At 69.5% G+C, this 21,607-nt stretch carries 25 protein-coding genes and 4 tRNA genes; 18 read left to right on the top strand and 11 right to left on the bottom strand.

Going from position 1 to position 21,607, the window contains the following annotated elements:
- Positions 1–3 precede the first annotated feature (3 nt).
- Positions 4–843 carry a DUF3152 domain-containing protein gene (locus VNJ48_RS17135; RefSeq protein WP_325604289.1) on the top strand — a complete coding sequence of 280 codons (840 nt, stop codon included), beginning with the start codon at positions 4–6 and terminating at the stop codon, positions 841–843.
- Here VNJ48_RS17135 and VNJ48_RS17130 read toward each other — a convergent pair.
- Positions 812–1,888 (bottom strand): alkaline phosphatase family protein, encoded by a 1,077-nt coding sequence (locus tag VNJ48_RS17130; protein ID WP_325604287.1) that lies wholly within the window; start codon positions 1,886–1,888, stop codon positions 812–814. The genes VNJ48_RS17135 and VNJ48_RS17130 overlap by 32 nt on opposite strands.
- A gap of 112 nt (positions 1,889–2,000) precedes the next feature.
- Between VNJ48_RS17130 and murI the strand changes: the two genes are divergently transcribed.
- Together murI and VNJ48_RS17120 are read left to right on the top strand one after the other, a co-directional pair.
- Complete coding sequence (gene murI / locus VNJ48_RS17125; protein ID WP_325604285.1) at positions 2,001–2,813, top strand: glutamate racemase; 813 nt, start codon at positions 2,001–2,003, stop codon at positions 2,811–2,813.
- Positions 2,810–3,571: an MBL fold metallo-hydrolase gene (locus VNJ48_RS17120; protein WP_325604283.1), complete on the top strand. Its 762-nt coding sequence runs from the start codon at positions 2,810–2,812 to the stop codon at positions 3,569–3,571. Before murI ends, VNJ48_RS17120 begins: the two co-directional genes overlap by 4 nt.
- Before the next feature lie 142 nt (positions 3,572–3,713).
- Here the strand turns inward: VNJ48_RS17120 and VNJ48_RS17115 are convergent, their stop codons facing one another.
- Together VNJ48_RS17115 and VNJ48_RS17110 are read right to left on the bottom strand one after the other, a co-directional pair.
- Positions 3,714–4,388 carry a response regulator transcription factor gene (locus VNJ48_RS17115; protein WP_325604281.1) on the bottom strand — a complete coding sequence of 225 codons (675 nt, stop codon included), beginning with the start codon at positions 4,386–4,388 and terminating at the stop codon, positions 3,714–3,716.
- Positions 4,385–5,560 (bottom strand): sensor histidine kinase, encoded by a 1,176-nt coding sequence (locus VNJ48_RS17110; RefSeq protein WP_325604279.1) that lies wholly within the window; start codon positions 5,558–5,560, stop codon positions 4,385–4,387. Before VNJ48_RS17110 ends, VNJ48_RS17115 begins: the two co-directional genes overlap by 4 nt.
- Positions 5,561–5,694: 134 nt before the next feature.
- Here VNJ48_RS17110 and VNJ48_RS17105 point away from each other — a divergent pair, with 134 nt between their 5' ends.
- From VNJ48_RS17105 to VNJ48_RS17090, 4 genes are all read left to right on the top strand, one after another.
- Positions 5,695–6,600 (top strand): ABC transporter ATP-binding protein, encoded by a 906-nt coding sequence (locus VNJ48_RS17105; protein ID WP_325604277.1) that lies wholly within the window; start codon positions 5,695–5,697, stop codon positions 6,598–6,600.
- On the top strand, positions 6,597–7,460 hold the full coding sequence (locus VNJ48_RS17100) for a hypothetical protein (RefSeq protein WP_325604275.1): 864 nt from the start codon (positions 6,597–6,599) through the stop codon (positions 7,458–7,460). Before VNJ48_RS17105 ends, VNJ48_RS17100 begins: the two co-directional genes overlap by 4 nt.
- Positions 7,461–7,563: 103 nt before the next feature.
- The gene (gene rph, locus VNJ48_RS17095) at positions 7,564–8,301 is read left to right on the top strand and encodes a ribonuclease PH (protein WP_325604273.1); all 738 of its coding nucleotides are present in this window, start codon (positions 7,564–7,566) and stop codon (positions 8,299–8,301) included.
- Between the two features lie 11 nt (positions 8,302–8,312).
- Positions 8,313–8,936, top strand: a complete 624-nt coding sequence (locus VNJ48_RS17090; RefSeq protein WP_325604271.1) for a non-canonical purine NTP pyrophosphatase — start codon at positions 8,313–8,315, stop codon at positions 8,934–8,936.
- A gap of 12 nt (positions 8,937–8,948) precedes the next feature.
- Here the strand turns inward: VNJ48_RS17090 and VNJ48_RS17085 are convergent, their stop codons facing one another.
- The 3 genes from VNJ48_RS17085 to bcp form a co-directional block, all read right to left on the bottom strand.
- On the bottom strand, positions 8,949–9,824 hold the full coding sequence (locus VNJ48_RS17085) for a bile acid:sodium symporter family protein (RefSeq protein ID WP_325604269.1): 876 nt from the start codon (positions 9,822–9,824) through the stop codon (positions 8,949–8,951).
- Positions 9,825–9,959: 135 nt separating this feature from the next.
- A tRNA-Leu gene (locus tag VNJ48_RS17080) sits at positions 9,960–10,032 on the bottom strand.
- A gap of 27 nt (positions 10,033–10,059) precedes the next feature.
- On the bottom strand, positions 10,060–10,554 hold the full coding sequence (bcp, locus tag VNJ48_RS17075; protein WP_325604267.1) for a thioredoxin-dependent thiol peroxidase: 495 nt from the start codon (positions 10,552–10,554) through the stop codon (positions 10,060–10,062).
- A 116-nt stretch (positions 10,555–10,670) separates the two neighbouring features.
- On the opposite strand from bcp, the gene VNJ48_RS17070 reads away from it, so the two are divergent.
- From VNJ48_RS17070 to VNJ48_RS17035, 8 genes are all read left to right on the top strand, one after another.
- Entirely contained in the window at positions 10,671–11,369 is a 699-nt protein-coding gene (locus tag VNJ48_RS17070; RefSeq protein WP_325604265.1) for an energy-coupling factor ABC transporter permease, read from the top strand.
- Entirely contained in the window at positions 11,366–11,710 is a 345-nt protein-coding gene (locus VNJ48_RS17065) for a PDGLE domain-containing protein (protein WP_325604262.1), read from the top strand. The genes VNJ48_RS17070 and VNJ48_RS17065 overlap by 4 nt, the downstream gene beginning before the upstream one ends.
- On the top strand, positions 11,710–12,378 hold the full coding sequence (cbiQ, locus tag VNJ48_RS17060; RefSeq protein WP_325604260.1) for a cobalt ECF transporter T component CbiQ: 669 nt from the start codon (positions 11,710–11,712) through the stop codon (positions 12,376–12,378). The genes VNJ48_RS17065 and cbiQ overlap by 1 nt, the downstream gene beginning before the upstream one ends.
- Positions 12,375–13,139, top strand: a complete 765-nt coding sequence (locus tag VNJ48_RS17055; RefSeq protein ID WP_325604258.1) for an ABC transporter ATP-binding protein — start codon at positions 12,375–12,377, stop codon at positions 13,137–13,139. Before cbiQ ends, VNJ48_RS17055 begins: the two co-directional genes overlap by 4 nt.
- Positions 13,136–13,384: a DUF3618 domain-containing protein gene (locus VNJ48_RS17050; protein WP_325604256.1), complete on the top strand. Its 249-nt coding sequence runs from the start codon at positions 13,136–13,138 to the stop codon at positions 13,382–13,384. The genes VNJ48_RS17055 and VNJ48_RS17050 overlap by 4 nt, the downstream gene beginning before the upstream one ends.
- Before the next feature lie 68 nt (positions 13,385–13,452).
- Entirely contained in the window at positions 13,453–13,752 is a 300-nt protein-coding gene (locus VNJ48_RS17045) for a co-chaperone GroES (protein WP_325604473.1), read from the top strand.
- Between the two features lie 73 nt (positions 13,753–13,825).
- A complete protein-coding gene (locus VNJ48_RS17040) occupies positions 13,826–14,329 on the top strand; it encodes a pyridoxamine 5'-phosphate oxidase family protein (RefSeq protein WP_325604255.1) in 504 nt (167 codons plus the stop codon).
- Complete coding sequence (locus VNJ48_RS17035) at positions 14,329–15,765, top strand: flavin-containing monooxygenase (RefSeq protein ID WP_325604253.1); 1,437 nt, start codon at positions 14,329–14,331, stop codon at positions 15,763–15,765. Before VNJ48_RS17040 ends, VNJ48_RS17035 begins: the two co-directional genes overlap by 1 nt.
- 93 nt (positions 15,766–15,858) lie before the next feature.
- On the opposite strand, the gene VNJ48_RS17030 is transcribed toward VNJ48_RS17035, so the two are convergent.
- From VNJ48_RS17030 to orn, 4 genes are all read right to left on the bottom strand, one after another.
- Positions 15,859–15,931 (bottom strand) — tRNA-Lys (locus tag VNJ48_RS17030).
- A 92-nt stretch (positions 15,932–16,023) separates the two neighbouring features.
- Positions 16,024–17,601: an NAD(P)/FAD-dependent oxidoreductase gene (locus tag VNJ48_RS17025; protein WP_325604251.1), complete on the bottom strand. Its 1,578-nt coding sequence runs from the start codon at positions 17,599–17,601 to the stop codon at positions 16,024–16,026.
- Positions 17,602–17,723: 122 nt separating this feature from the next.
- A tRNA-His gene (locus tag VNJ48_RS17020) sits at positions 17,724–17,796 on the bottom strand.
- A 47-nt stretch (positions 17,797–17,843) separates the two neighbouring features.
- Positions 17,844–18,476 (bottom strand): oligoribonuclease, encoded by a 633-nt coding sequence (orn, locus tag VNJ48_RS17015; protein ID WP_325604249.1) that lies wholly within the window; start codon positions 18,474–18,476, stop codon positions 17,844–17,846.
- A gap of 61 nt (positions 18,477–18,537) precedes the next feature.
- Here orn and VNJ48_RS17010 point away from each other — a divergent pair, with 61 nt between their 5' ends.
- The 3 genes from VNJ48_RS17010 to VNJ48_RS17000 are packed head-to-tail and all read left to right on the top strand — an operon-like array spanning position 18,538 to position 20,851.
- Positions 18,538–19,065: a MauE/DoxX family redox-associated membrane protein gene (locus VNJ48_RS17010; protein WP_325604247.1), complete on the top strand. Its 528-nt coding sequence runs from the start codon at positions 18,538–18,540 to the stop codon at positions 19,063–19,065.
- Entirely contained in the window at positions 19,034–19,777 is a 744-nt protein-coding gene (locus tag VNJ48_RS17005; protein WP_325604245.1) for a DsbA family protein, read from the top strand. Before VNJ48_RS17010 ends, VNJ48_RS17005 begins: the two co-directional genes overlap by 32 nt.
- A 33-nt stretch (positions 19,778–19,810) precedes the next feature.
- Complete coding sequence (locus VNJ48_RS17000; protein WP_325604243.1) at positions 19,811–20,851, top strand: adenosine deaminase; 1,041 nt, start codon at positions 19,811–19,813, stop codon at positions 20,849–20,851.
- A gap of 381 nt (positions 20,852–21,232) precedes the next feature.
- Here the strand turns inward: VNJ48_RS17000 and VNJ48_RS16995 are convergent.
- Positions 21,233–21,309: transfer RNA gene (locus tag VNJ48_RS16995), tRNA-Arg, on the bottom strand.
- Positions 21,310–21,607 lie beyond the last annotated feature (298 nt).

Below are 21,607 nucleotides of genomic sequence, written 5' to 3'. Positions count from 1 at the left end.
CGGGTGCTCACGCGTCTGGCCTTCGTCCTCCTCGCCCTGCTGCTCGGCGCAACGGTGCTCGGTGGCCGGTCCCCGGCAGTCGCGGACCTCCCGCCGCTGACGAACGTCGAGGCGCCGGCGATCAGCGGCACGCCGAAGGAGGGACAGGTCCTGCGCGCACACCCGGGACGCTGGACGCCGCAGCGCGCGGAAACCCGCTACCGCTGGCTGCGCGACGCCGAGCCGATCAAGGGCGCCCGGGGCCGGACCTACCGCCTCACCGCGCTCGACGTCGCCACCCGGGTCAGCGTGGAGGTCCGGGTCCGAGCCGAGGGCTACGCGTGGACGAGTGCGGTGTCCGAGCCCACGACCGAGGTGGACTACCGCACCCCGGTGCGCCGACAGGTGACCTACTCGGTCGCCACCCGGGGCCGGGTCACCACCAGCCTGGCGGCCTTCAAGCGCCAGGCGCAGGAGACGTACGCCGACGCGCGCGGCTGGCGAGCAGGGGGCATCGCCTTCCGGCAGGTTCCACGCGGCGGCGACTTCACCCTGGTGCTCGCGGAAGCGTCGACGCTGCCGAGCTTCGGCGCCGAGTGCTCGACCTTCTGGTCGTGCCGGGTGGGTCGCTTCGTGGTCATCAACCAGGACCGCTGGAAGTTCGCGTCACCCGCGTGGAACCGGGCGCGGGCCGGCTTGCGGAACTACCGGCACCTCGTGGTCAACCACGAGACCGGCCACTGGCTCGGCCACGGTCACCGCGGCTGCCCGGGTGCGGGTCAGCTGGCTCCCGTGATGATGCAGCAGTCCAAGGGGCTCGACGGCTGCCGGTTCAACCCGTGGCCGCGTCCCGCTGAGTGGTGAACACGACCCAGTAGAGGTCCTGGTCCGCGTTGAGCTCGCTGTCGGGGGCGGCCGGCAGCTCGAGCAGGTCGAGCGCGAGGTTGGCCACGTCTCCGTTGCGGATCGGCGCATCGGCGTACGTCGTGCGCGCCAGCTTCGGGTTCGTGTAGTCAGGGTTGATGGCGTAGAGGTCCGCGCCGGCGGCCACGTCAGGCCCCCAGACCATGAACGGCACCTTGTAGTTGGCCAGCTTGTCGGGGGTGCGGTGGCTGGCCCCCTGGCCCCCGTGGTCCGCGGTCAGGATGATGGCGGTGTGCCCCGTGAGCGCGGGTGTGACAGCGATCGTCTTCATCACCTTGCCCACCAGTCGGTCGGTGGCGGCCACCGCGTCGAGGTAGGCCGGGCTCATGAAGCCACGCGCGTGTCCCGTCGCGTCCGGTGCGGACAGGTGCAGGAAGCGGAAGCTGCGCGTCTGGCTCGTGAGATCAGTGACGAACGCCCGCACCAGGGGACGGTTGGGCTCGACGATCAGGTCGGTGTCGATGGCGTCGGGCCAGGACCGGTCCCAGAGCGAGAACTTCGTCTTGCTCGCGAACAAGGCGGTGCTGCCACCGGCGTCGTGGACGACGTTGAACACCGACGACACGTCGTGCCCGGCTGCATCCTGGACGGTGGCGGGCAGGGGGCGGTCGTCGTTCCAGGTCACGCCGTGACCGCCCGTGGCGGCCTCGATCCGGCGGCCGGTGACCATGCTGGTGTGGTTGGGAAGGGTGTCGGTGAGCTCCATGGCGGTGCGTGCGTTGAGCGTCGTCGCGCCCTGGCGGATCAGCTTGTTCAACACCGGGGCGCGCTGCTTGCCCAGCTTCGTGATCGCCTTCGGGTTGAGCCCGTCGATCGAGATCGCGACGACCGTGTCGATGGGACCGACGGTCTCGAGGCGACGCTCCGACGCGGGCTGCGACCCCGGCTGTGACACCGCGTCGGGTGCTTCGCCGGTCGCCGCGTAGGCCGCACCCCCGGACAGGGCAAGGGTCAGGACGGACAGGGCGACTCCGAGGCGGGACATGGACTCAGGGTAGATGGCGAAGCGCTCCCGAGGGGTGGCCGCCGCCGGGTGTGACCCGACATACGCCCCGGCGCGGTGCCGCTGGAGGGCCGGACCGCCTAGCCTTGCGGTCGTGCCCTCCTCCACCCGCGAAGCCCCGGTCGGGATCTTCGACTCCGGCTTCGGTGGTCTCACGGTCGCGCGGTCGGTCATCGACCAGCTGCCGCACGAGTCGATCCGCTACGTCGGTGACACAGCCCGCCAGCCGTACGGCGCCAAGCCGATCAGCGAGGTGCGTGAGTACGCCCTCGAGTGCCTCGACCACCTCTACGCGGAGGGCGTGAAGGCCTTGGTCATCGCCTGCAACTCGGCCAGCGCCGCGATGCTGCGCGATGCCCGCGAGCGCTACGACGTGCCCGTCATCGAGGTGATCCTGCCCGCCACGAGACGCGCCGTCGCCGCCACCCGCAACGGGCGGATCGGGGTGATCTGCACGCGCGCCACGGCCGAGTCGATGGCGTACGACGACGCCTTCGCGGCCGCCCCGCACGTCGAGCTGCTCACCCGCGCCTGCCCACGCTTCGTCGACTTCGTGGAGCAGGGCGTCACCGGCGGCAACGAGCTCATCGACGTCGCGGGGGAGTACCTCCAGCCGCTGGTCGACGCGGGCGTCGACACCTTGGTGCTGGGCTGCACGCACTACCCGCTGCTGACCGGGGTGATCTCCCTGGTCATGGGCGACGAAGTGACGCTGGTCAGCTCTGCCGAGGAGTGCGCCAAGGACGTCTACAAGATGCTGGTGCGCACCGACCTCATGCGCGAGGGCGGCGCTGCGGCGTACTCCTTCGCCACCACGGGCAGCCCGGACGAGTTCGAGACCATCGGCCGGCGCTTCCTGGGCGCTGAGCTCCTCGGCGCCTCGCAGTTCGTCGGGGGACTGTCGTGAGCGCCAGGGTCACGGTCGTCGGCTGCTCGGGCTCCTACCCGGGCCCGGAGTCGCCCGCCAGCTGCTACCTGATCGAGGCGGACGAGGACGGACGCACCTACCGGATCCTGCTCGACCTCGGCAACGGGGCGATCGGGCACCTGCACCGGTATGCCGACCCCCTGACCATCGACGCGGTCTTCCTGAGCCACCTGCACGCCGACCACTGCCTCGACATGTGCGGCTACTACGTGATGCGCAAGTACCACCCGACAGGCCCTCAGCCACGCATTCCCGTCTGGGGCCCCGAGGACACCCCCGGCCGGATGGCCCGTGCCTACGACCTGCCGTTGGACCCCGGGATGACCGAGGAGTTCGACTTCCGCGCCCACGGTGACCCGGTGCAGATCGGACCGTTCCTGGTCCGCACGATGCCGGTGGTGCATCCCGTCGACGCCTTCGCCATCAGCGTCACCGTCGGCGGCCTCTCGCTCGTCTACAGCGGCGACACCGGACCGTGCGAGGAGCTCACCGTCTTCGCCGCCGGCGCCGCCGTCCTGCTGTGCGAGGCCTCCTTCCGGGACGCGGACGTCAACCCGCCGGACCTGCACATGACCGGCTCCGAGTGCGGCACGACCGCCCTCGCAGCGGCGGTGGGGCGCCTGGTCCTCACCCACGTCCCGCCGTGGCACGACCCGCAGACGGCGTACGCCGAAGCGCGCACCACGTGGGACGGACCCCTCGACATCGCGGTCGCGGGCATGGTCATCGACCTCTGAGGGGACCCGCTTGGTGACTGTTCACCATGGGATGTAGGCGAACGGGCACTTCCCAAGGTCAATTGACCATGGGAAGTGCCCATTGAGCGACATACCGTGGTGAACAGTCAGCGTGAACAGTCAGCGCGAACAGTCGGCGCCCTCAGACAAGACCGGCGTCGTGCACGACCATCGCGATCTGGACCCGGTTGGTGGTCTCGAGCTTGTCGAAGAGCCGCGAGACGTGCGCCTTCACGGTCGGGACGGACAGGAAGAGCTCGCCTGCGATGTCGGCGTTGCTCAGCCCTCGGCCCACGCAGATCGCGACCTCTCGCTCGCGCCGCGTCAGGATCGCCAACCTGCCCTCGGCGTGGGCCGCCCGGTCCGGGACCTGGGTCTGCCTCATCTGCTCGAGCACCGCACGGGTGACCGAGGGCGACAGCATGGCTTCGCCGTCAGCGACCTTCCGGATGGCCTGGATGATCTCCAGGGCAGGGGTGTCCTTCACCAGGAACCCGTCGGCACCGGCGGCGACCGCCTCCACGACGTAGTCGTCGCCGTTGAACGTCGTCATCACGATCACCGACGGCGCCCGGGGGAGGAGCAGCATCGCCTTGGTCGCCTCGAGCCCGTTCATGACGGGCATCCGGATGTCCATCAGCACCACGTCGGGGCGCTCGCGCTTGGCGACGCTCAGCGCCTCGGCACCGTCGCCGGCCTCGCCGACCAGCACCAGGTCGCTCTGTCCCCCCAGCATCAGGCCAAGGGCTGAGCGAACCAGCGCGTCGTCGTCGACGATCAGGACCCGGATGGGCCGGGAGGGCGCGGTCGTCGTCATGCCGCCCACGGTATCGACGCGCGAAGGACGAACGTGGACCCAACCTGTCCGTGCACCAGGGTGCCGCCGCGCAGCTCGGCCCGCTCGACCAGGCCGACGAGCCCCAGGCCGGTACCGTCCGGCGTACCGCCGGAGAAACCCAGGGGGTTGGAGATCGTCACCGAGATGCCTTCCTGGGGTGATCCGCTGATCTCGATGCTGACGTGCGCCCCGGGGGCGTGCTTGACGGAGTTGGTGAGGCCTTCCTGGATGATCCGGTAGATCGCCCGGCCGACGGGGTCGGGGACGGCTGTGACCGACCGGTCGACCCGGTCGTGGAGCTCGACGTTCACCCCGTGGGCGCGTGCCTCCGCGACCAGGCTCCCGATGTTGTAGTAGGTCGGTTGGGGTCCGTCGATGAGCTCCCCGGTGTGGTCACGGAGCACGCCGAGCACGCCACGCAGCTCGTTGATCGCCTCCCTGGCCTTGCCCTGGATCTCCCCGAGACCCTCTCGGAGCTGCCCGGTCGGCAGGTCCTCGCGGAACGCCAGGGCCCCTGCCTGCATGGAGATCTGGGTGATCCGGTGGGCCAGGACGTCGTGCATCTCGCGGGCGATCCGCTCGCGCTCCTGGCTGCGTCCCTGTGCCACGCGCAGCTCCTGCTCCTCCTCGGCCCGGGCTGCGCGCTGCCGCAGTGTCCAGATCAGCTCGCGGCGTGAGCCGATGTACATCCCCCAGCCCATCATCGCGGTGTTGACGGTCAGGGTGATCACCACCGAGACCCAGAGGGGCATGACCTGCTCCACCGGCGCGTAGAAGATGTAGCCCAGGGCGCACACGAGGTTGAGCAGTCCGATGCCGACGATCGGCAGCGGGCGCCGCATGGTCGCCACCGAGACCGCTGCGAGCGTGGCCGGCCCTGCCGCCAGACCCGAGAAGGTGCTGAGGCACGCGGTGGCGGCCGCGATCGCGAGGGGAGCCCGGCGCCGGAAGACCACCAGGACGAACGCGATCACTCCCAGCACGATCTCGAACCAGAACATCGTGGGTTGCTCGGCCCACTCGCGCTCCGCCGCCTGGGACCAGGCCGCAACCCCGATGAGCAGGCAGACGACGAAACGCCAGGCCTGCCCGAGACGAGTCACCTCAGGCCGCGTCTCCGCCGCACTCGGGTGATCGATTCGGCCCTGCATGAGGCAAGGCTAGGCGCGCGCAGCCGCCGCGCCGACACCCCTACTTTGGTAGGGCTCGGCCCAGCCAGGGTCGAGCCCTGCGGCTGATGTGGCGCGGGGCCGTTCCGCGAGAGCCTGTCCACATGATTCGAGTGATGTCACTGACAAAGAGGTATGGCGACTTCACGGCCGTCGACGACGTGACCTTCACGTGTCGCCCCGGTCGCGTCACCGGCTTCCTGGGCCCCAACGGTGCGGGCAAGACCACGACGATGCGCGTGATGACCGGGCTGACCCCCGCCGACGCGGGCGAGGTGACGATCGGGGGTCACCACTACCGCGACATCCCCAACCCGGGACGCCACGTGGGGGTCCTGCTCGATGCGTCCGCGCAGCACGCCGGCCGGACCGGTCGCGAGATCCTCGCCCTCGGCGCCAAGCTGATGGGCCTGCCGGCCTCGAGGGTCGACGAGATGCTCGAGCTCGTGAGCCTCTCCGACGTCGAGTCGAAGCGTCGCCTCCGCAACTACTCGCTCGGGATGCGTCAGCGCCTCGGCATCGCCCACGCCCTGCTGGGCGACCCCTCGGTGCTGATCCTGGACGAGCCGGCCAACGGCCTCGACCCGGCGGGCATCCGCTGGATGCGCGGGCTGCTCAAGGACTACTCCGAGCGCGGAGGCACCGTGCTCCTGTCCAGTCACCTGCTCAACGAGGTCGAGCTCATCGCGGACGAGATGATCCTCATCGGGCGCGGCAAGATCGTGGCCAGCGGCACCAAGCAGCAGCTGCTCGCCGGGCGCGCGGGCGGCGCCACGCACGTGATGGCGCTCGACATCCCGTCCCTGTCGACCGCACTGTCGGCGGCCGGGTTGGACATCTCCCCGGCCGGAGAGGGCCTTCGCGTGGAGGCCGACCCGGTGGCCGTCGGCAAGGTGGCGGCAGCCAAGCAGCTCGTCCTGACCGACCTGCGGCCCGCCGAGGGCGGGCTGGAAAACCTGTTCCTCGAGCTCACCGCTGACACCCAGCGCGAGAGCGTCACTCCCGAAGGAGTCGCGGTATGACCGCCCCTGCTGTGAACACCGCTGTCAATGGGGTCGTCGACCCTGCCCTGGACCGGGTCCCGAGCATCGACGTGTCCTCGACCCAGCAGGTGCCGTTCGGGCGCCTGGTGTCCGTCGAGCTCCGCAAGATGACGGACACGCGGGCGGGTCGGTGGCTGCTCGGGATCACGCTCGGCGTCCTGGTCGTGGCGGCCGGCATCGTGGTCATCATCTCGCTCTTCGACGAGCAGTTCTCGATGACGCTGTCCGACTGGCAGGGAATGCTGACCTTCCTGACCACGATGCTGGTCCCCACGCTCGCGATCATGTCGGTGACCCAGGAATGGAGCCAGCGAACGGGCCTGGTCACCTTCGCCCTCGAGCCGCACCGAATCCGCGTGATCCTGTCCAAGCTGGTGGCGGTCACGCTCCTGGCGCTGATCACCTTGGTGCTCGCCGCGGTCATCGCGGTCGCCGGTCACGCCGCTCTGGCAGTGACGGGCGTGGATGTCTCGTGGAGCGTCGACGGCACGGATCTCGCCTGGACCTTCTACTTGCAGATGGTCTACTTCCTGATGGCGTTCGGCCTGGCCATGGCCATCCTCAACACGCCCGGCAGCATCGTCGTCTACTACCTCGTCGCGCTGATCCTGCCCAACATCGTCTACGGGGCGGTCTACTTCCTCCTCAGCTGGGGTCCGGACGTCGTGCCGTGGATCGACCTGAGCTACGCAGTCGGGGCCTTCCGCGGCGAGATGCCCGAGGTGCCCAGCGGCACCCCCGACCTGGGAGTGGGGCCGATCCTCAGCACCCTGGTCATCTGGGTGGTGCTGCCCATGGGCATCGGGCTCCGGCGCATCCTGCGCGCCGAGCTCAAGTAGCTCACCCAAGCTGGCCCCCGCGGGGGAGAGAGCCAGCAAGCACCGGGTCCGGTCATCCGCGAGAATGACCGGACCCGGTGCGCCTTTCACTAGGGTTCCGGACATGACGAACCAGCCCGCACCTGTCCGCGCCGACGGTCGCAGCGACGACCAGCTCCGCCCCATCACCATCACCCGCAACTGGCTCGACCACGCGGCCGGCTCGGTGCTCGTCGAGTTCGGCGGCACCAAGGTGCTGTGCGCCGCGTCCGCCACCGAAGGTGTCCCGCGCTGGCGCAAGGGCTCCGGACTCGGCTGGGTGACGGCCGAATACGCGATGCTCCCGGCCTCGACGAACACCCGCTCGGACCGCGAGTCGGTCAAGGGCAGGATCGGCGGCCGGACCCACGAAATCTCCCGCCTGATCGGCCGCTCGCTGCGCGCGATCATCGACTACGAAGCGCTCGGCGAGAACACGATCGTCCTGGACTGCGACGTGCTGCAGGCCGACGGCGGGACCCGGACGGCGGCGATCACGGGGGCCTACGTCGCGCTCGCCGACGCCGTTGCCCACCTCCGCGCCAACGGCGCGCTCAAGGGCGAGCCGCTCACCGGCTCGGTGGCGGCCGTCAGCGTGGGGATCATCGACGGAGCGCCGCGCCTCGACCTGCCCTACGAGGAGGACGTGCGCGCCGAGACCGACATGAATGTCGTGATGACCGGCACCGGTTCCTTCGTCGAGGTCCAGGGCACGGCCGAGGGTGCCGCCTTCGACCGCGCCGAGCTCGACGCACTCCTCGACCTGGCGGCCAAGGGATGTGCCGACCTGACCAGGATGCAGCAGGAGGCTCTGTCGCGATGACGGAGGCCGCGATGTCCCCAGCGACGACGCAGGTGTTCCTCGCCTCGCGCAACGCCAAGAAGGTGGTCGAGATGCAGCGCATCCTGGCCGAGCACATCCCCGGCGTCGAGGTGTTGGGGCTCGGCGACGTCACCGACTATGACGAACCGATCGAGGACCAGCCGACCTTCGAGGGCAACGCCCTGCTCAAGGCGCGGGCCGGTTTCGCTGCGACGGGGCTGCCCACCATCGCCGATGACAGCGGGCTGTGCGTGCAGGCGCTGAACGGGATGCCCGGCGTGCTGTCGGCGCGCTGGGCGGGGCCACCCAAGTCGGACGAGCGCAACAACGACCTGCTGCTGGCCCAGCTCGGCGACGTGCCGGACGGCCGGCGCAGCGCGTGGTTCGAGTGTGCGGTCGCGTTCGTGGGGGCCGGGGGCGTCGAGGTCGTCGAGCACGGCCGGATGTCCGGCCGGATCATCCGTGGGGTCCGGGGTGGCGGTGGCTTCGGGTACGACGTGGTGTTCGTCGCCGACGAGCACACGGACGCCGGGCTCACGACGGCGGAGCTGGATCCGGGCGAGAAGGACCGGATCTCGCACCGCGGTCATGCCCTGCGGGCCCTTGCACCTCGGGTCGCCGCGGCCCTTCGCTGAACGGCGGCCGGGTCAGGCGGTGACGCCCTCCCGGGTCGCACCGACGCGGCGGGAGATGAACATGCCCCAGAGGGCGGCGAAGATGAACATGATGATCGAGTAGACCGCCGCCGGCACCGAGATCTCGACGCTGTCGAGGATTTCGACCGCCACGAAGATGGCCAGGGTCGCGTTGTGGACGCCGATCTCGAACGAGGACGCGATGGCCTGGGAGGCGGTGATCCCGAAGGCCTTCGGGATCAGATAGCCGACCACCAGGCTGGTGGCGCAGAAGATGGCCGCGACGACACCGACGTCGCCGAGGTAGTCGAGGATGTTGTCGCGCTGGTCCAGCAGGATCGCCAGCACGAGGATCGCCAGGATCACGGCCGACGCGATCCGGACCGGGCGATCCATGCGAGCAGCGAAGCTCGGGGCACGGTCGCGGACGAGCATGCCGATCCCGACGGGGATCAGGATCAGTGCGAAGACCTTCACGACCTCACCGAACGGCATGCTCACGTCGTCGCTTCGGTCGTAGTAGCCGATGGCGAGGCTGGTGATCAGCGGCAGGGTCGCGATCGCGATGATCGAGTTGATCGCGGTCAGGGTGATGTTGAGGGCGACGTCTCCTCGGAAAATGTGACTGAAGAGGTTGGCCGTCGTCCCGCCCGGGCTGGCCGCGAGGAGCATCATCCCGATGCCGAGCAGCGGCGGGAGGTCGAAGAGCAGCACCAGGCCGAAGCAGATCGCCGGCAGGATCGCCAGCTGCACCCCGAGGGCGACAAGCACGGCCTTCGGGTGCTTGCCGACCCGTCGGAAGTCCGTCGGCGTCAGGTCGAGCCCGAGCCCGAACATGATCAGGGCGAGGGCGATCGGCAGTCCGATGGTGACGAGCGCGGAGTCCATGTCCGGACCCTAGCGATGCGGGGGGTCCGGTGGGGGCTTCGACGAGGTGTCGCCGTCACGAACTGGCGGCGTACGACCGATCAAACACGAGCGAGCAGGTCGGCCGCCGCCAGCTTGTGCGGGTCAGCGGGTGGGTGCGGTCGGAGAGATTCGAACTCTCACTGTCACGGACCTAAACCGTGTGCCTCTGCCGTTGGGCTACGACCGCTGGACGACCCAGCCTAGACCGGCCGATTCACTCCGGGCCTCCGTCCAGGCCCAAGTCCCGGCGCAGCTTGGCGACGTGGCCGGTGGCCTTCACGTTGTACTGCGCGAGCTCGACGGTGCCTTGCTCGTCGATCACGAAGGTGGAGCGGATGACGCCCTGGACGACCTTGCCGTAGAGCGACTTCTCGCCGTACGCACCGAAGGCCTGGTGCGCCTCGAGGGACTCGTCGGAGAGGAGGGTGAGGGTCAGGTTGTCGCGCTCGCGGAACTTCGCAAGCTTGGCCTGCTTGTCCTTGGAGACTCCGAGCACCTCGAAACCGGTGCTGGACAGGGCGTCGAGGGAGTCGCTGAAGTCGCAGGCCTGCTTGGTGCAGCCCGGAGTCATCGCCGCGGGGTAGAAGTAGACGATCACCTTGCGCCCACGCAGCTCCGAGAGCGTGACCTGCTCGCCGGCGTCCGAGGTGAGGGTGAAGTCGGGGGCGGCGTCGCCGGCGCCGAGGCGGCCGGAGGTGGTCGGGCTCATGGGGACTCCTGGGTCAGTCTGGTTGTTGCAAACGATATGCAATAAAGTGGTGGCGGGCTTCCGAGCCCGGCGGTCGACATCCAAGCACGACCGGCACCGAGGGAGAGGGAGACATCATGCACGTGCCCGACGGGTTCCTGGACGCGCCGACCTCGCTGGCGACCGGTGTGGTCGCAGCAGCGGGAGTCGCCGTCGCTCTGCGTGGCGCCCGGCGCGAGCTCGACGACCGCACGGCGCCGATGGCCGGTCTCGTCGCCACCTTCGTGTTCGCCGCCCAGATGATCAACTTTCCTGTCGGGGCGGGCACCAGCGGACACCTGATGGGCGGGGCGCTCGCGGCGGTGCTCGTCGGGCCCTGGTCGGCGGTGCTGTGCGTGTCGGTCGTCCTGCTCGTCCAGGCGCTGCTGATGGCCGACGGCGGGATCACGGCCCTCGGCACCAACGTCACGTTGATCGCCCTGGTCACGGTGACGGTCGGCTGGGCGACGTTCGTCGTGCTTCGCCGCGTGCTGCCCTTGCGCCCTGCGTCCGTGCCGATCGCGGCCGCGGTCGCCGCCTTCATCAGCGTGCCGAGTGCCGCACTGGTCTTCACCGGCCTGTTCGCCGTTGGCGGGCAGGCTCCCGTCGACCTCTCCCTGGTCGTCGCCGCGATGCTCGGCTGGCACACCCTGATCGGCCTCGGGGAGGCGGCGGTCACTGGGCTCGTGGTCGCCAGTGTGATGTCGACGAGACCTGATCTGGTGTACGGCGCACGCCCGCTGCTCGCCGTACGCACCCTCGAGATCCGCATGACTCGGGCCGGGGCGGCCTCATGAGCCGCCGCACGTTCTTCGCTGCCGCCGTGCTGCTGACCCTGTTCCTGGCCGGCGTGGCGAGCTACTACGCCAGCGAGCACCCCGACGGACTGGAGTACGTGGCGAGCGAGACCGGGTTCGGCGACACGGCAGAGGAGTCAGCGACTGCGGACAGCCCGCTCGCGGACTACACGACCCGTGGCGTCGACAACGGCCGACTCAGCGGTGCGGTCGCCGGTGTCGCGGGTGTCGGGCTGGTGGCGTTGCTGGGGGGAGCACTGTTCTGGACGTTGGGCCGGCGACCGCACGCGGGGACCTCCGCAGGCGGCACCCTGCCCGAGCCGGACCAGGCTGACGCCTGATGGGCGCGGGCCACGGGCACCGACTCCACTTCCACGGTCACAGTCCGATCCACCGCGCGCCGGCGCACCTCAAGCTGCTGGCCCTGCTGGGCTTCATGCTCGTGGTCGTGGCGACACCCGGGGCCTGGTGGCCGGCCTTCGTGGTCGAGGCGCTGGTCCTCCTGACAGTCATCGGCGTCTCGCGCGTGCCGGTGACCTACCTGGCACCCCGCATGGTCATCGAGCTGCCGTTCGCCGCCTTCGCCCTGCTGATGCCGTTCGTCGCCGAGGGTCCACGCATCGAGGTGCTGGGGCTGGAGGTCTCCGAGCTCGGACTGGACGCCGGGCTGACCCTGCTGGCGAAGGGCTCCATCGGCGTGCTGGCCTCGCTGACCCTCGCGGCCACGACCGAGCCCCAGGACGTTCTGCGCGGACTCGACCGGCTCGGGATGCCCGACCTCATCGTCTCGATCATGGGATTCATGATCCGCTACGTCGACGTCGTCACCGGCGAGCTGTCACGGATGCTCGTCGCCATGCGCTCGCGCGGCTGCGACCCACGCTCGCCACGGCAGTGGCCGGCTCTCGCGCGGGCGATGGGAGCCCTCTTCATCCGCTCCTACGAGCGGGGCGAACGCGTGCACCTCGCGATGCTCTCGCGCGGCTACGACGGCAGTCTGCCGCGATGACCACGACGCTGGGGCCGGTCCTGGACGTCCGCGGTCTCGCCTTCGCCTACCCAGACGGGCACCAGGCGCTGTTCGGTGTCGACCTCCACGTCCACGAGGGGGAGAGGGTCGCCCTCCTCGGCCCCAACGGCGCCGGCAAGACGACCCTGGTGCTCCACCTCAACGGCATCCTCACCGCCGGAGCCGGATCTGTCGCCGTGGGCGGACTTCCGGTGGAGAAGGGCAACCTCAAGGAGATCCGCCGCCGGGTCGGGATCGTCTTCCAGGACCCCGACGACCAGCTGTTCCTCGGCACCGTGCGACAGGACGTCGCCTTCGGGCCGGCCAACCTCGGGGTCAAGGGCGCCGCGCTCGAGGCCACGGTGATGGCCGCCCTGCAGAAGGTCGGGATGGCGGAGTACGCCGACCGGCCGCCCCACCACCTCTCGTTCGGCCAGCGCCGACGCGTCGCGATGGCGACCGTGCTGGCGATGGAGCCCGAGATCCTGGTGCTCGACGAGCCGACCTCCAACCTCGACCCGACCAGTCGACGCGAGCTGGCCGACATCCTGCGCGCTCTCGACGTGACCGTGCTGATGGTGACCCACGACCTGCCCTTCGCCCTGGAGCTGTGCCCGCGCTCGGTCGTGCTGAGCGACGGCGTCGTGGTCGCCGACGGGCGCACCTTCGACATACTCACAGATGCGCCTCTGATGGCGGGACATCGACTCGAGCTGCCGTGGGGTTTCGATCCGAGCGCCATTGATAACCTTCCCGCGTGACCAACGAACAGACGGCGCTCGAGCGCGAGATCGAGGAGACGCGCCAGCGTCTCGCCAGCACGATCGACCAGCTCGCCCACCGCGCGAGCCCCAAGACCATCGTCGGTCGCGAGGTGACCTCGGTGAAGGCGCACTTCGTGGACCTCGAGTCCGGGGCTCCGCGCACCGACAACATCATCAAGGTCGCCGGCGGGGTCATCGGCGCGATCGTGGTGCTCGCGATCATCCGCAAGATCGTCAACTGACCAGCGCAGGCACGGCAGTGAGCAGCGGCGCGGCAGCGTCCACGGGCAGCGGAGCTGCAGCCATCAAGATGCTGCACGACCGCGTCCTGGTCGAGCTCGACCGGGAGGCGGGGGAGCGGCGGTCCTCCGGTGGGATCGTCATCCCTGCGACGGCCGCCATGGGAGCCCGTCGGCTGCAGTGGTCACGCGTCATCGCGGTCGGCCCGCACGCGCGCGCCGTGGAGGTCGGCGACCGTGTGCTCTTCGATCCCGAGGACAAGGCGGAGGTCGAGGTGCACGGCGAGGTCTACGTCGTCCTGCGCGAGCGGGACGTGCATGCGGTCGCTGCCGAGCGGCTGGACGCCGGGTCCACCGGTCTCTACCTCTGACCCGCCCGTCCAGGGGCCGTATCGGCGCGTGAACGCGCTGCCGTGCCGTGGACCGCTCCTCTAGGGTGTGCCCGTGAAGCAGCGCGACGTCATCGTGATGGACGAGGCGGAGATCGACCAGTTCCTGACCGCGCAGCGCAGCTCGACGGTGGCGACGCTCGGTCCGCAGGGCCAGATCCACCTCGTCGGCATGTGGTTCGCGTGGTTCGACGGCCACATCTGGCTCGAGACGAAGGCCAAGTCGCAGAAGGTGCGCAACCTGCGCCGCAACGACCGGATGACGTTCCTCGTCGAGGCGGGGCACACCTACGACTCGTTGCGGGGCGTCTCCCTGGAGGGCCGCGGAGTCATCATCGAGGACGACCCCGAGCTCCTGGAGCGGGTGTGCCTGCAGATCTTCGAGCGCTACCACTCGCCGTACACGCCCGAGCTCCGGCCCTTCCTCGAGCTGATGATGAACAACCGGATCGTGGTCCGACTCGACATCGAGCGCACCCGCAGCTGGGACCACCGCAAGCTCGGCCTGCCCGCCATGGAGCTGGGCGGCAGCACCGCCCCGTCGACCCAGGAGACCTGATGGCCTACTTCGTGAAGCAGTCGCACCGCACGTCGGCCGTCACCGAGCCGATCCCGGCCGACCCGTCCCTGCCCCGGGCCTGCATCATCGGCGCGGGCTCGTCGGGGATCGCCGCGGCCAAGCAGCTCTACCTCGCCGGCGTGCCGTTCGACTGCTTCGAGGCCGGCTCGTCGGTCGGCGGCAACTGGGTCTACGACAACCCCAACGGGGTGTCGGCCTGCTACGACACCCTCGAGATCAACACGTCGTGCCCGCGGATGGCCTACTCCGACTTCCCCATGCCGGCCGACTACCCCGACTACGCGCGCCACGACCAGGTCCACACCTACTTCGAGGACTACGTCGACCACTTCGGCTTCCGCGACACCATCACCTTCGACACCCGCGTCCAGGAGGTGTCACCCACCGGGGACGGCCGTTGGCAGGTGCGGGTCGAGGGCCCCGAGGGTGTCCGGTCCGAGACGTATGACGCCGTACTCGTCGCCAATGGCCACCACTGGGACGCCCGCTGGCCCGAGCCCGCCTATCCCGGCCACTTCGACGGCGACCAGATCCACGCCCACGACTACCGCAACGGCGAGCAGCTCGATGGCCGTGACGTCGTGGTCGTCGGGGCCGGCAACTCCGCGATGGACATCTCGGTGGAGGCCGCGACCCGCGCCCGCACCGCGACCTGGTCCGTACGCCGGACCGAGTGGGTGCTGCGCAAGTTCTTCTTCGGCAAGCCCAGCGACCAGGTGACCCTGCCGGCGTGGTTGCCGTGGTGGGTCACCGCGGCACGGCTGAGGCTCGGCGCCACCGCCGCCGGGAACATGACGAAGTTCGGCCTGCCCAAGCCCACCCACGCTCCAGGACGCTCGCACCCGGTGCAGTCGGAGAAGATCCGCGAGTGCCTGGCCGCTGGCTCGATCACGGCGCGCCCGGGCATCGAACGCCTCGACGGCGACCGCGTCGTCTTCGTCGACGGGTCCAGCGCGCCGGCGGACCTCATCGTGTGGGCGACCGGATATCGCGTCAGCTTTCCCTTCCTCGACCCGTCCCTGGTCGACCCGCGGGGCAACGACCTGCCCCTGTGGAAGCGCACGGTCCACCCTGACCTGCCGGGTCTGTTCTTCCTCGGACTGATGCAGCCGCTGGGCGCGATGATGCCGCTCGCCGAGGCCCAGTCGGCGTGGGTCACGGAGATGCTCACCGGCGCCTACGTGCCGCCTGACGCAGGCGCCGTACGCCGACAGATGGCGGCCGACCACGCGCGCAACCTGCGCCAGTTCTATGCCTCTCCGCGCCACACCATGCAGGTCGACTTCGACTACTACCTCTGGGACCTCGCGCGCGAGCGCAAGGCGGGGCGGGAGCGGGCGGATCGGGGTCGATCTGATCGGCAGGCCAGCCGGGACGTCATGAGAATCGACTCCTCCGACGAACAGATCTCATGACGTCCGGCGAAGTCGCGGGACGCACTCGCGGGGAATGACGACCGGGAAATAGCAAGAAGGCCAGGACCGGTGGACGGTCCTGGCCTTCTCTTGTACGCCAGCAGGGACTTGAACCCCGAACCCGCTGATTAAGAGTCAGCTGCTCTGCCAATTGAGCTACTGGCGCATCTTGTTGCACGGCAGGCGAGTGCCGTGCAACGAGGAGTGACTCTACACGTCGGCCAGGAGCGGATGAAATCGAGATCCGGCGCCCGGCACTCAGCCCAGCTCCGCCAGCACGGCCTGCGCCGCGTTGTGTCCGCCGAGGCCGGAGACGGCGCCACCACGCCGGGCTCCGGAGCCGCAAAGGAGGACGACGTCGTGGTCGGTCTGCACTCCCCACTGCTGCGCGGGCGTGTCGAGGCGGGCCCGGTTCGGCGCCCAGGGCCACTCCAGGTCGCCGTGGAAGATGTGGCCACCCGGCATGCCGAGATCGCGCTCGACGTCCTGGGGGATCTTGGCCTCGATGCAGGCCTGGCCGTCCGCGTCTGTGGTCACGCACGAGCTGATCGGCTCGACCAGGTGCTCGTCGAGCGAGGCGATGGCTCGCTGGACGGCGAGCTCCTTCGCCGCGGCGCCGTCGGGTCCCTCGAACAGGCCCACCGGGGTGTGGAGGCCGAAGTAGGTCAGGGTGTGCGCTCCCTGCTCGGCCAGCTCACCGAGGATGGAGGGGTCCGAGAGCGAGTGGCAGTAGACCTCGCCGGGCAGGTGCGACGGCACGGAGCCGGCCGACGCTTCGGCGTACGCCGTCTCGAGCTGGCTGTAGTCCTCGCCGAGGTGGAGGGTGCCAGCGAACGCCACGGCAGGGTCTGCTCCTGACTTGAGCTGCGGGAGGCGGTCGAGGAGGAAGTTGATCTTGAGCTGCGACCCGACCGGCTTGGTGTCGTCCTCGCCCTCGCCCAGCAGGATCCGGAGCACCCAGGGGGCGACGCCGGAGAGCACGCGGCGGCAGGTGAGCGACTGCTCACGCGACCCGTCGTGCCACACCACGGTGGCCGCATCGGTCCCGGGCTCGATCCGGCTCACCCCGGCGCCGGTGATGAGCTCGGCCCCCGCGTCGATCGCCGATCTAGCGAGGGCGTCGGTCACCGCGCCCATGCCGCCGATCGGCACCCTCCACTCGCCGGTGCCGTTGCCGATCAGGTGGTAGAGGAAGCAGCGGTTCTGGATCAGCGACGCCTCGTGCATCGAGGCGAAGGTGCCGATCAACGCGTCGGTCGCCACCACGCCGCGGACCGTGTCGTCGGCGAAGCGCTCCTCGATCGTGCGCCCGAGCGGCTCGGTGACGATGTCGCGCCAGATGTCGGGGTCGATCACCTCGCGCAGCTCGCGCTCGAGGGGAAGCGGGTTCATCAGGGTCGGGGCGATGGCCTCGGCCATGCCCCCCACCTCGGCGTAGAACCTCTGCCACGCCTCGTAGTCCCGGTCGGAGCCGGTCAGGTCGGCAAAGGACTGGCGGGTGGCGTCCCCCTCCGGACGCTCGACCAGCAGTCCGCCGGGGCGACCGTCGCGCACGTATGGCGTGTAGGAGGCGGTGGCGCGAGAAGCGAGGCGAAGGTTGAGGTCGAGGTCAGCCATCAGTGCCTCGGGCATGAGGCTGACGAGATAGGAGTAGCGGGAGAGCCGCGCAGGCATCCCTGCGAAGGGAGACACCGAGACCGCAGCCCCGCCGGTGTGGTCGAGACGCTCGAGGACGGCGACGCTGAGTCCTGCCCTGGCCAGGTAGGCGGCCGCGACCAGACCGTTGTGCCCGCCGCCGACCACGGCCACGTCGTAGTTGTGCTCACCTGTGCTCATCAGAGCAACGTATCCGCAACGGCTGCCCGGTCGGAGACGGAGGTGGCGCGGGCGATGGGACGCCCGGAAGCGGAGGCGCACAAATCGACAGAGCCCCGGTCAGCGACCGGGGCTCTGATTCGGGTGAGTAACGGGACTTGAACCCGCGACATCCGCCACCACAAGGCGGCGCTCTACCAGCTGAGCTATACCCACCATGGCCCCTCGCGACAGGCGCGAGGCCGATGAGAAGTGTAGGGCAATCAGGCAGTGGTCTCGGAATCGGGGGCCAGCCCGGTGATGGTGCCGGCGTGCTTGGCAGCGACCTCGCGCGCGGAGGTGGTGTCGAGGCCGGGCTGCGGGACGAAGACGGCCTCCCGGTAGTAGCGCAGCTCCTCGATGCTCTCCTGGATGTCAGCGAGCGCCCGGTGGTTGCCGCGCTTGGCCGGAGCGGCGAAGTAGGTCCGGGGGTACCAGCGGCGGGCCAGCTCCTTGATCGAGGAGACGTCCACGTTGCGGTAGTGCAGGAAGCCCTCCAGGGTGGGCATGTCGCGCGCCAGGAACGCGCGGTCGGTGGCCACCGTGTTGCCCGCCAGCGGGGGCCGGCTGCCGTCGGGGCAGTGCTCCTTGATGTAGTCGAGCACCTGCTGCTCGGCGTCGGCCATCGTCAGTCCGGCGTCCAGCTCCTCCAACAGGCCCGACGTGACGTGCATCGTGCGCACGAAGTCGATCATCTGGTCCAGCGCAGCTTGCGGGGGCCTGATCACCACGTCGATGCCCTCGCCGAGGACGTTGAGGTCGAAGTCGGTGACGAGCGCGGCGACTTCGACCAGCGCGTCGGCCCCCAGCTCGAGGCCGGTCATTTCGCAGTCGATCCACACGAGTCGCTCATTCACGTTGTGCACCCTACTCAGCCCTCTCAGGAGCACCTCAGCGACGCCGCCTAGGGTCGGGGGCGTGAAGCAGTGGATCGGTCTCGTCGCACGGCTGATCACGGGCGGTGTCTGGATCGTGGCGGGGGCCATCAAGCTTCCCGATCCGGCCGGCAGCGTACGAGCCGTGCGTGCCTACGACCTGCTGCCCGAGTCCATCGTGCCCACCGTCGGGCACCTGCTGCCGATCGTCGAGGTCGTCGTCGGGCTCTGCCTCGTGCTCGGCCTGCTGACCCGCTCGATGGGGGTGATCTCGGCGCTGCTGTTCGTCGTCTTCATCATCGGGATCTCAGCCGCCTGGGCGCGCGGGCTGTCGATCGACTGCGGCTGCTTCGGTGGTGGCGGCCTCGAGGAGGGCGCCTCGTCGAAGTATCCCTGGGAGATCGCCCGCGACGTCGGGTTGCTGCTGCTGTCCGCCTGGCTCGTGGTCTGGCCACGCACTCGCTGGTCACTAGATGCTGTTGTCTTCCCGCCTCGCGCGGGTGAAGTCTCGCCCGGACCGGGCGACGGAGAGGATTGGGATGTCGAAGCGCAACATCAACAAGACCGCTGAGCGGGCCGCTCGGGCCGCTGCCCTGAAGGCGGAGCAGGAGCGCCAGGAGAAGCGCCGTCGACTGCTCCTCATCGGAGCCGTGGTCGCCGGGCTGGTCTTCGTGGTGGGGGCCGGCTTCCTGGTCCAGAACCTCCGCAACTCGACTGGGGAGGCAGCCACGCCCCCGGCCGGCGTGGTGGACGACTACGGCATCGTCGTGGGTGACGCCGCGGCACCCACCACGGTGACGATCTACGAGGACTTCCAGTGCCCGGTCTGCGCCGACTTCGAGGAGGAGATCGGCGAGGAGCTCAACGCCGGCATAGAGGCGGGCACCGTGAAGGTGGACTATCGCATCGTGTCGTTCCTGGACCGTGCGTCCAAGAACGAGTACTCCTCACGCGCCATGAACGCGGCCGCGGTGGTGCTCGACACCGCAGGGGTCGACGCCTTCAAGTCGTTCCACGACGAGCTCTTCGCCAACCAGCCTGTCGAGGGCACGGACGGCCCGGATGACGAGGAGCTCATCGCCGCGGCCACGGCAGCCGGCGCCGACGAGTCGAAGGTCCGCAGCGCCATCGAGGACAAGGTCTTCGCTCAGTGGATCGAGAACGCCACCGAGCAGATGTCCGTCGACAAGGTCAACGGCACCCCGACGGTGTTCATTGATGGTGAGCTCGCCGGATCGACCCCGCAGGAGTATGCCGACGCGATCCGCGCTGCGCTCGGCTGATCGCTGACTGGTCGGCGATGCGAGACTCAGGGCGTGACTGACGCGCCCCTCACCGACTTCATCGCCGGCCTGCCCAAGGCGGAGCTGCACGTCCACCACGTCGGTTCGGCGTCCCCACGGATCGTCGCCGAGCTGGCGGCCCGACACCCCGGGACCGTGCCTGCAGACCCAGAGGCACTGCGGGCGTTCTTCGAGTTCCGCGACTTCGCACACTTCATCGAGGTCTACCTCGCGGTCGTCGACCTCGTCCGCACTCCTGAGGACGTGCGCTTGCTGACCTATGAGGTCGCCCGCGAGATGGCAGTCGGGCAGCACCTCCGGTACGCCGAGCTCACGTGCACTCCGTACACCTCGATCCGTCCCGATCGTGACGACATCGGCATGCCGATCGAGGCCTACACCGAGGCCATCGAGGATGCTCGGCTGGCGGCCGAGCGTGACTTCGGCCTGGTGCTGCGATGGATCTACGACATTCCCGGCGAGTCCGGCATCCCCGCCGCCGACGCGACGTTGGCCTACGCCCTCGACCACGGCCCCTCGGCGCTGGTCGGCTTCGGCCTCGGTGGACCCGAGATCGGCGTACCCCGATCGCAGTTCCAGCCGCACTTCGACGCGGCGCGGGCGGCTGGCCTGCACTCGGTGCCCCACGCAGGGGAGACCACCGGCCCGGAGACCGTGTGGGAGGCCCTTCGGTTGCTCGGGGCCGAGCGGATCGGCCACGGGACGTCGGCCGCCGCAGACCCGTCGCTCCTCAGGCACCTGGCCGACGAAGGGATCACCCTGGAGGTGTGCCCGTCGTCGAACGTCGCGACGCGGGCCGTCGCCAGCCTCTCCGAGCACCCGCTCGGCGTCTTCGTCGAGGCGGGTGTGTCCGTGACGATCAACTCCGACGACCCACCGATGTTCGGGACGACCCTCAATGCTGAGTATGCGATCGCCGCGGACCTGCTGGCCCTCTCCTCGGACGGGGTCGCCGAGCTCGCGAGGGCGGCGGTCCGATCCTCGTTCGCGCCGCCGGATGTGAAGTCACGGGTCCTCGGTGAGATCGACGACTACGTGTCTGATCAGGCCTGAGGAGTCCCACACGTCACACGCCACCGCGTGTCCGGGCCGACACGCCGAGCGCGGGAAAGTTTGTCCGGCGCAGACCTTGCCCAGGACGTCCCAGCAGGCATAGAACAGTGCTTGTCGGAAGGACTTCGGTCCGGAAGACACCCGAAACCCCGGCAACTCATACTTGCCGGGGTTTCACCAATTTCTGAGGGTGCGGCGCCCGGCGGTCTCATACGTCGCCGGGAGTAGGCACTTTTCTAACTCCTGCGAGCGCGCTCCGGCGGGAGGCGCGCCGTCCGGCGCGCGCGACCAAGACCCCGTCGAGTGGCTCGACTGGGGTCGTGACGGCCAAGAAGCACATTCGGGCCATGGTCGATCTCGCTCGTCCCGACCGGGACGGCGTGGCACCCCCGGCAGGATTCGAACCTGCGACCTAGAGATTAGAAGGCTCTTGCTCTATCCAGCTGAGCTACGGGGGCGGGCGGCGGGAGACAGGCGGAGCCGACAACCTGGGTCCAACGCGAGGTCGTCCGACCGGTCTTCCAGTCCGCGAGCCAGTATGCCGCAGCCATCCGGTCCGAGGTCCGGGGAGTCGAAGACCGGGCGGCTGCCTACCGGTCGGCTCAGTCGCGGTCGCCTAGCCCGGATCGTTCACGAGGCAGCGGCCTGATCGGCGTGTAGAAACACGGAAGTGCCTACCCAGCAGGGGAAACTTGGGATTGCGACGTCACAAGATTCTCGAACTGGAAGGCACTCCGTAGGTGAAGCGTACTTCGT

Origin of the sequence: Nocardioides sp., assembly GCF_035576065.1 — a bacterium.
Lineage (GTDB): Bacteria > Actinomycetota > Actinomycetes > Propionibacteriales > Nocardioidaceae > Nocardioides.
The sequence above is the reverse complement of the archived record's forward strand: the minus strand, read 5'-3'. Positions and strand labels throughout refer to the sequence as shown.